General features: G+C 71.9%; 8 protein-coding genes, 2 tRNA genes and 1 pseudogene. 10 read left to right on the top strand and 1 reads right to left on the bottom strand.

Features of this window, described 5'->3' with window-relative positions; genetic code table 11:
• From AB0M16_RS18505 to AB0M16_RS18490, 4 genes and pseudogenes are all read left to right on the top strand, one after another.
• Window positions 1-360, top strand: a pseudogene (locus AB0M16_RS18505) (RNA helicase); the annotation flags it as partial.
• Between the two features lie 135 nt (window positions 361-495).
• Window positions 496-568, top strand: a tRNA-Lys gene (locus AB0M16_RS18500).
• A gap of 364 nt (window positions 569-932) precedes the next feature.
• Window positions 933-1,307: a hypothetical protein gene (locus tag AB0M16_RS18495; protein WP_365344066.1), complete on the top strand. Its 375-nt coding sequence runs from the start codon at window positions 933-935 to the stop codon at window positions 1,305-1,307.
• 187 nt (window positions 1,308-1,494) lie between these two features.
• Entirely contained in the window at window positions 1,495-1,854 is a 360-nt protein-coding gene (locus AB0M16_RS18490; protein WP_365344064.1) for a metalloregulator ArsR/SmtB family transcription factor, read from the top strand.
• 160 nt (window positions 1,855-2,014) lie between these two features.
• On the opposite strand, the gene sigJ is transcribed toward AB0M16_RS18490, so the two are convergent.
• On the bottom strand, window positions 2,015-2,899 hold the full coding sequence (sigJ, locus tag AB0M16_RS18485; RefSeq protein WP_365344062.1) for an RNA polymerase sigma factor SigJ: 885 nt from the start codon (window positions 2,897-2,899) through the stop codon (window positions 2,015-2,017).
• A gap of 187 nt (window positions 2,900-3,086) precedes the next feature.
• Between sigJ and AB0M16_RS18480 the strand changes: the two genes are divergently transcribed.
• From AB0M16_RS18480 to AB0M16_RS18455, 6 genes are all read left to right on the top strand, one after another.
• The gene (locus AB0M16_RS18480) at window positions 3,087-3,581 is read left to right on the top strand and encodes a rhodanese-like domain-containing protein (protein ID WP_365344060.1); all 495 of its coding nucleotides are present in this window, start codon (window positions 3,087-3,089) and stop codon (window positions 3,579-3,581) included.
• A gap of 53 nt (window positions 3,582-3,634) precedes the next feature.
• A tRNA-Met gene (locus AB0M16_RS18475) sits at window positions 3,635-3,708 on the top strand.
• A 138-nt stretch (window positions 3,709-3,846) separates the two neighbouring features.
• Window positions 3,847-4,587: a MerR family transcriptional regulator gene (locus AB0M16_RS18470; protein WP_365344058.1), complete on the top strand. Its 741-nt coding sequence runs from the start codon at window positions 3,847-3,849 to the stop codon at window positions 4,585-4,587.
• Between the two features lie 113 nt (window positions 4,588-4,700).
• Complete coding sequence (locus AB0M16_RS18465) at window positions 4,701-5,093, top strand: hypothetical protein (protein WP_365344056.1); 393 nt, start codon at window positions 4,701-4,703, stop codon at window positions 5,091-5,093.
• Between the two features lie 91 nt (window positions 5,094-5,184).
• Window positions 5,185-6,240 (top strand): PLP-dependent cysteine synthase family protein, encoded by a 1,056-nt coding sequence (locus AB0M16_RS18460; RefSeq protein ID WP_365344054.1) that lies wholly within the window; start codon window positions 5,185-5,187, stop codon window positions 6,238-6,240.
• Window positions 6,237-7,484 (top strand): MFS transporter, encoded by a 1,248-nt coding sequence (locus tag AB0M16_RS18455; protein WP_365344052.1) that lies wholly within the window; start codon window positions 6,237-6,239, stop codon window positions 7,482-7,484. The genes AB0M16_RS18460 and AB0M16_RS18455 overlap by 4 nt, the downstream gene beginning before the upstream one ends.
• The last annotated feature ends 23 nt before the right edge of the window (window positions 7,485-7,507 follow it).

The raw sequence follows: 7,507 nt of genomic DNA, 5'->3' as shown, positions 1-7,507 counted from the left end.
CGTCCGTCCGGTGGCTTCCGCCGGGACAACGACCGTCCGTCGTTCAACCGCGACCGTCGTGACGACCGTGGTGGCTTCGAGCGTCGTGACAACGACCGTCCGTCCGGCGGCTTCCGTCGTGACAACGACCGTCGCGACAACGACCGTGGCGGCTTCCGCCGCGACGACCGCCCCTCCGGCGGCCACCGTGGCAGCGACCGTCCGTTCAACCGCGACCGTCGTGACGACCGCCCCTCGGGCGGCGGCTTCCGCCGCGACGACCACCGCCCCTCGGGCGGCGGCTTCCGCCGGGACGACCACCGCCCGTCCGGCGGCGGCTTCCGCCGGGACGACAAGCCGCGCTGGAAGCGCAACGGCTGACATACCGACAGGGCCCCTGCCCGCACGCGAGTGCGAGCAGGGGCCCTGCCCGTTCCACCACGCGAAGCGCCGGGGCCGATACCCGATCGGTTTGGCGGAGGGATCGGGCTATGCTGCTCGGGTGTGCTTGTCCACGGGCCGTTAGCTCAATTGGCAGAGCAGTGGACTTTTAATCCATTGGTTGTGGGTTCGAGTCCCACACGGCCTACCGATCGGCCCCAGGTCAGAGACATCTGACCTGGGGCCGCCGGCGTTTCCGGGGTCTCCGAGACCGGATGCCGGCCCCACCCCTGGTCGGCCCCGAGAGAACGGCGCGGAGCAGCAGAGAGCGTCGGCCGGGCTGCCGCGTCGACGGTCCGTCGGCCTCCTCCTGCCGGCGACCGGTGGATCTGCCCTCAGTCATGCGGCCCCAGCACTCTGCAAGGGCGGATGTTAGGGCACGGCCGATCGATTCCTGCCGATTTCCCGATGTTTCCTTCGGTTCCGGCGGTCAGTGGGTAGCGTCTGCGGTCATCGCCTGGCCGGGGTGTGTGGCCGACCGGGGTCTTCGAGAGCAGAGGAAGCGAGCACTGATGTTGTCTGTTGAGACATCTCTCAAAGAGGCAATGACATCGATCGAGGGGAGCCTTGGGGTCGCTCTGGTCGACTACACGAGCGGCATGGCGCTGGGAAGCCTGGGTGGGGGAAAGGACCTCGATCTGGCGGTGGCCGCGGCGGGGAACACCGATGTGATCCGGGCGAAGGTCCGCACCATGGAGATGCTGGACCTCAATGACAACATCGAGGACGTGCTGATCACGCTCGGGAGCCAGTACCACCTCATCCGGCTGCTCAGGGGCCGTGGAGGCAACGGCCTGTTCCTCTACCTCGTCCTGGACAAGGACCGGGCGAACCTGGCCATGGCCAGGCACCAGCTCAGGAGCATCGAAGCGGCACTGGAGCTGTAGCCGTCCTTCTGCCCGGCTCCCGCATGCCCAAGACTTGCAAAAGTCTTCAACTCAGCACATCTGAATGTGATCAGGCAAAGGCAGGCCGGAGCCGGAGGCGGGAGGATGGCCGGAGCTGGACATCGAAGAACCAGCAGTTCTCGTTGTTGGCTCTTGGATCGGTCGAACCGGGTGGGAGTGTTGTCGCATGCAGGTGCCGCTGTACCAGGCGAAGGCTGAGTTCTTCCGCATGCTCGGGCACCCCGTCCGGATCCGCGTGCTGGAACTGCTCCAGAACGGCCCGGTACCTGTACGCGAACTCTTGAACGAGATCCAGATCGAACCGTCCAACCTCTCTCAACAGCTCGCGGTGCTGCGCCGATCCGGCATCGTCGTTTCCATCCGTGACGGCGCCACCGTCAGCTACGCCCTGGCCGGTGGCGACGTCGCGGAACTCCTGCGCGCCGCACGCCGCATCCTCACCGAACTCCTGGCCGGACAGAGTGAGCTGCTCGCCGAACTCCGGCACACCGACACCCCGGCGGAAATGGATCCGCCGGCAAGGTGACGGACCAGGCGCATCCTCGTCGAGCACGTTCCGGCCGAACGGCCGGGCGCACACGAGCCTGCGGGGAGTGTCGTGTCCCGGCGCGCCGCCCGAGCAACGAGGCGCCCCGCCCGGCGAAAGCCGGCGCGGGGCGTTCTGCCTTCCGCGGGGAGCCCTGGGGTCAGTGCACGCCCAGCGCGGCCAGGCGCTGCGGGTCCGCGACGATGTCGATGCCGACGATGCGGTCGTCGACGATCGTGAAGGCCATGAGGCCGACCGGGGTGCCGTTCGCGAGGGAGACCAGGCCGGCCGCGCCGTTGACGGTGACGCGGCGGGCCGCGTGCCGGAACTTGGCGAAGGCGAGGGCCTGGGCGGTGACCGCCTCGGCGCCGCGGATCAGCTTGGAGGCGGCCGCGGTGAGGACGCCGCCGTCGACGCGGAGGACGACGTCCGGGGCGAGGACGGTGAGCAGGCCCTCGAAGTCGCCGCCCTGGGAGGCGGCGAGGAAGGCGTCGACCACCGCGCGCTGGCGGCTCGCGTCGGGTGCGGGGGCCGGAGCGGCGCCCTGCACGCGGCGACGGGCGCGGCTGGCGAGCTGGCGGGCGGCGGCCGGAGTGCGGTCCACGACGGGGGCGATCTCGTCGAAGGAGACCGCGAACATGTCGTGCAGCACGAAGGCGAGCCGCTCGGCCGGGGCGAGGGTCTCCAGGACGACGAGGAGCGCGAGGCCGACGGAGTCCGCGCGCAGCGCCTCCTTCTCGGGGTCGGCGGTGCCCTCCTCCCGTACGACCGGGTCGGGGACGTAGTACTCGAGCGGGTCCTCGCGGCGGGAGGCGCGCGAGCGCAGCAGGTCGAGGCAGACGCGGCCGACGACGGTGGTGAGCCAGCCGCTCAGGTTCCGTACGCCGCTGATGTCGGAGCGGTTCAGCTTGATCCAGGTTTCCTGGACGGCGTCCTCCGCCTCGCTCAGCGAGCCGAGCATCCGGTAGGCGACCGCCCGCAGGTGCCCGCGGTCGGCCTCGAAGCGTTCGGCCAGGAGGTCCTGGGCGGCGCGGTCCTCGTCCATCGGTCGTCGTTCCCCTTCGCGTCCGGTCACATCGTGATGACGGACAGGGAGCCTGGAACGTGACGGCGTCCCGGCACGTGAGATCCCTGCCCCGTGCGGAACAACGCCCGGGAATCCCCGGCCGATCCCCCCGACCGCCGTGGATCACCACTTCAGCGAGATGATCTTCGTCCCTAGATTGATCACCATGACGACGACAGCGAACCAGGTCAACCCCGTTCTCCGTACGCCGCCCGCCTCCCCGGCGGCCGCCGCGGCCTACTTCTCGGCGAGCCTCGCCTTCCACGCCGACGTCTCCGACGTGGCCTCCGCGCTCGCCGACGCCCGGGCCGCGGGCGGCGACCCCGGCTTCGTCGTGCTCGACTCCCGGTCGACCGCCTCCTGGGACCAGGGGCACGTTCCCGGCGCCGTGCACCTGCCGACCGCGCTCATCCCCGAGCAGGCCGAGCAGCTGCTCGACAAGAGTGTCCCGGTCGTCACGTACTGCTGGGGCCCCGGCTGCAACGGCGCCACGCGGGCCGCACTCGCCCTCGCCGAGCTGGGCTTCCAGGTGAAGGAGATGCTGGGCGGCTTCGAGTACTGGGCGCGTGAGGGGTTCCCGTACGAGACCTGGGAGGGTGCCGCGCAGAAGGTGGCGGACCCGCTGACGGCGCCGGTCGACGCCGAGGACTGCGGCTGCTGACAGGAATGGATTTCCGAGCAGGGGCATCCATGCCGTAAGGTGGTGTTCACCGACGCGGGGTGGAGCAGCTCGGTAGCTCGCTGGGCTCATAACCCAGAGGTCGCAGGTTCAAATCCTGTCCCCGCTACTCAGTAGCACGAAGGCCCGGATCCGGAAACGGATCCGGGCCTTCGTCGTTCCCGGACACGGCGCCCCGCCGGACCCGCGCCGCGCCCCCGATGCACGGCTTGACCTTTACGTAACGTCAAGTTCTAGCGTTCTCCTCATGGAGTGGTCGATCCAGGAGATCGCCAGGAAGGCCGGCACCACCAGTCGCACCCTGCGCCACTACGGCGAGCTGGGGCTGCTGGAGCCGAGCCGGATCGGCGCGAACGGTTACCGGTACTACGACCAGGCGGCCCTCGTGCGGCTGCAGCGGATCCTGCTGCTGCGCGAGCTCGGGCTCTCCCTGCCCGCCATCGCCGAGGTCCTCGAAGGCCAGCGGGACACCTCGGCCGCCCTGCGCACGCATCTGGCCCTCCTGGAGCAGGAGCGCGAGCGCATCGGGCGGCAGATCGAGGCCGTGCGGACCACTCTCCACAAGACCGAGAGAGGAGAACAGCTGATGGCCGAGGAAGTCTTCGACGGCTTCGACCACACCCGGTACGAGGCCGAGGTGACCGAGCGCTGGGGGCGCGACGCCTACGAGAAGGGCGACCGCTGGTGGCGTTCGCTGAGCGACGCGGAGAAGAAGGCGTTCCAGGACGAGCAGGTCGGTATCGCCCGCGACTTCGCGGCGGCCGCCGCGAAGGGCCTCGCGCCCGGCAGTGACGAGGTGCAGGCGATCACCGGGCGCCACCACGCCTGGCTGTCGGCCACGACGACGCCGAGCAAGGAGTACTTCGTCGGGCTCGGGCAGATGTACGTCGACGACCCGCGCTTCACGGAGAACTACGACCGGCACGGGGAAGGGACCGCCCTGCTCGTCAGGGACGCCATGCGGATCTGGGCCGAGCGGAACCTGTAGTCGCGCGGCGGGGGACCCGGCCAGCGGGCGGTACGCCCGCAAGTAAACGGTGGCCAAAAGCGGGCCCGCCCTTTTGCGCGGGCCGCGGGGCGCCCCGTAGTCTCGCGCGCACCATGAGTGATCGACGTGTGACGCTGCGCGAGGCAGGACGGCGGGCGCCCGCCGTCCTGCTGCTGTGCGCGCTCGTCGCGCTGATCGCGGGCGTCTGCCACGGCGCGCACGGGCACAGCCTGCCGCTCGTGGCCGCCCCCGCCGGGACCACCGCCTCCGCCCCCGCCCTGCCGCACGGCTGCGAGCGGCCCGGGGAGGGGTGGTCCTTCGACGCGCATCTGCCCGCGCAGTCCGCGGGCGCGCAGCTCTCGGCCCCGGAGGCCGGGGGCGCCGTCCTCCTCGCGTACGACGAGGTGTTCCCCGAGGCGCCGCACACGCGCTGCGTCCGGGACAGGGCGGGACCCGGCCCCGAGCCGGGCCGGCTGTTGATCGCCCTCGGAGTGAACCGGAACTGAGCCGGGTCGCGCACCTGACGACCCAGGCTCCTTCCGCACGTCCGCGCGCGTGTGTGCGCGCGGACGCCTCACTCCAAGGGACGCACATCCCATGACGCACCCCGCCCACCTCCTCTCCGTCGCCGGGCAGACCGTCGGCAACACCCCCGTGCTGTGGATGGACGACGGCTACTGGGCCAAGCTCGAAGGCTTCAACTTCGGCGGCATCAAGGACCGCGCCGCGCTCCACATGGTCGAGCAGGCCCGCCGCCGCGGCGAACTGCGGCCGGGCGCCCCGATCGTCGAGTCCACCTCCGGGACCCTGGGCCTCGGGCTGGCGCTCGCCGGTGTCCTGCACGGGCACCCGGTGCACGTCGTCACCGACCCGGGCCTCGAACCGATCGTGGAGCGGCTGCTCGTCGCGCACGGCGCCCACGTCCACGTGGTGCCCGAGCCCGGCCCGACCGGTGGCTGGCAGCAGGCCCGGATGGACAAGGTCGCCGAGCTGCTGATGACCCTGGGCGACGCCTGGTGGCCAGACCAGTACGGGAACCCCGACAACCCGCAGGCCTACGCGGGGCTCGCCGCCGAGCTCTCCGAGCAGCTCGACCGGATCGACGTGCTCGTCTGCGCGGTCGGCACCGGCGGCCACTCGGCCGGCATCTCCCGTGCGCTGCGGGCCGGTTCCAGCCCGGCGCTCGAACTCGTCGGCGTGGACTCCGTCGACTCCACCGTCTTCGGGCTGCCGGCGGGGGATCGCCTGATGCGCGGCCTCGGCTCCTCGATCCACCCCGGCAACGTCGACCACGACGCCTTCGACGAGATCCACTGGGTGGCTCCCGCGGAGGCGGTGCGGGCGGCCCGTCGGCTGGCCGCCCGGCAGTTCGCGACCGGCGGCTGGAGCGTCGGCGCGGTCGCGCTGGTGGCCGGCTGGCTGGCCCGCACCCGGCCGCGCGGCACCCGGATCGCGGCCGTCTTCCCCGACGGACCGCACCGCTACTTCGACACCGTCTTCAACGACGAGTTCTGCACGGCGCACGGGTTGCTCGACGGGCCGGTGCGGACGGACCCCGCGGCCTGGACCGAGGGCGTGCCGGTCAGTGGCTGGACCCGGCGGGCCCTCGACCGCCGCAAGGACGGCGCGGACCGCGGGGAGCGTGTGCGGTGACGACGGCCACGGCTCCCGCCCGGGGCGGGATCTGGAAGCGGACGCGCACGTTCGATCCGGCCGTGCGGCTGCTCTTCCTCAACCAGCTCACCATCAACCTCGGCTTCTACATGCTGATGCCGTACCTGGCCGCCCACCTGGCCGACGGACTCTCCATGGCGGCCTGGGCGGTGGGCCTGGTGCTCGGCGCGCGGAACCTCTCCCAGCAGGGCATGTTCCTGGTCGGCGGCGCGCTCGCCGACCGGCTCGGCTTCAAGCCGCTGATCGTCGCCGGGTGCGCGCTGCGGACGGTCGGCTTCGGGGCGCTCGCCTTCGCGCAGTCGCTGCCGATGCTGATCGCCGCCTCGCTCGCGACGGGCCTCGCGGGGGCGCTGTTCAACCCGGCGGTGCGGGCCTGTCTGGCGGCGGAGGCGGGGGAGCGGCGCGTGGAGGCGTTCGCCCTGTTCAACGTCTACTACCAGGCCGGCACCCTGCTCGGGCCGCTGGTCGGGGTCGCGCTGACCGGGGTGTCGTTCCGGCTCACGTGCGTGGTGGCGGCGGTGCTGTTCGCCGGGCTGACCGTCGTACAGCTGCGGCACCTGCCCGTCCGGCGGTCCGCGGAGGCGGCCGAGGGCGAAGGGCGGGCCGGGGGGCAGTTCCGTACGGTGCTCGCCAACCGGGTCTTCTGGCTGTTCTCGCTCGCCATGACCGGCTCGTACGTGCTGTCCTTCCAGGTCTATCTGGCGCTGCCGCTCGCCGCGGACGGCACGGCGGCGACCACCGCGCTGTTCGTGGTCTCGGCGCTGGTGGCGCTCGCCGGGCAGCTGCGCATCACGGCCTGGTGCTCGGCGCGGCTCTCCCGGGAGCGGTGCCTGGTGCTCGGGCTCGCCCTGATGGGGGCGGCCTTCCTGGTGCCGGCCGCGCTCGGGCGCTCCCTGGTCGGGCTGCTGCTGTGCGCGGCGGTCCTGGCGGTGGCGAACGCGGTGCTCTACCCGTACGAGATGGACACGGTCGTCGCCCTGTCCGAGGGCCGCTGGGTCGCCACCCACTACGGGCTCTACAACACGGTCTGCGGGATCGGCATCACGCTCGGGAACCTGGGGACGGGCGCCCTGCTCGACGTGACCGGCTGGTCGGCGGCGCCGTGGCTGGTGCTCTGCGCCATCGGTCTCGGGTGCGCGGCGGCCATGGCGGCGCTGGCGCGTGGCGGGCGGCTCGCCGTACGCCAACCGGCCGAGGAGGAGTCGCCGAGCCGCTCGTCCTGACGGCACCCTGGGGTGGGCGCGGT

The organism is Streptomyces sp. NPDC051921 (assembly GCF_040680975.1).
Classification (GTDB): domain Bacteria; phylum Actinomycetota; class Actinomycetes; order Streptomycetales; family Streptomycetaceae; genus Streptomyces.
This window is presented reverse-complemented; position numbering and strand designations above follow the sequence as displayed.

Coding starts and splice junctions, on each gene's coding strand:
- AB0M16_RS18460 (WP_365344054.1), top strand. CDS start 5,185: ATGACGCACCCCGCCCACCTCCTCTCCGTCGCCGGGCAGACCGTCGGC.
- sigJ (WP_365344062.1), bottom strand. CDS start 2,899: ATGGACGAGGACCGCGCCGCCCAGGACCTCCTGGCCGAACGCTTCGAG.
- AB0M16_RS18480 (WP_365344060.1), top strand. CDS start 3,087: ATGACGACGACAGCGAACCAGGTCAACCCCGTTCTCCGTACGCCGCCC.
- AB0M16_RS18495 (WP_365344066.1), top strand. CDS start 933: ATGTTGTCTGTTGAGACATCTCTCAAAGAGGCAATGACATCGATCGAG.
- AB0M16_RS18470 (WP_365344058.1), top strand. CDS start 3,847: ATGGAGTGGTCGATCCAGGAGATCGCCAGGAAGGCCGGCACCACCAGT.
- AB0M16_RS18490 (WP_365344064.1), top strand. CDS start 1,495: ATGCAGGTGCCGCTGTACCAGGCGAAGGCTGAGTTCTTCCGCATGCTC.
- AB0M16_RS18465 (WP_365344056.1), top strand. CDS start 4,701: ATGAGTGATCGACGTGTGACGCTGCGCGAGGCAGGACGGCGGGCGCCC.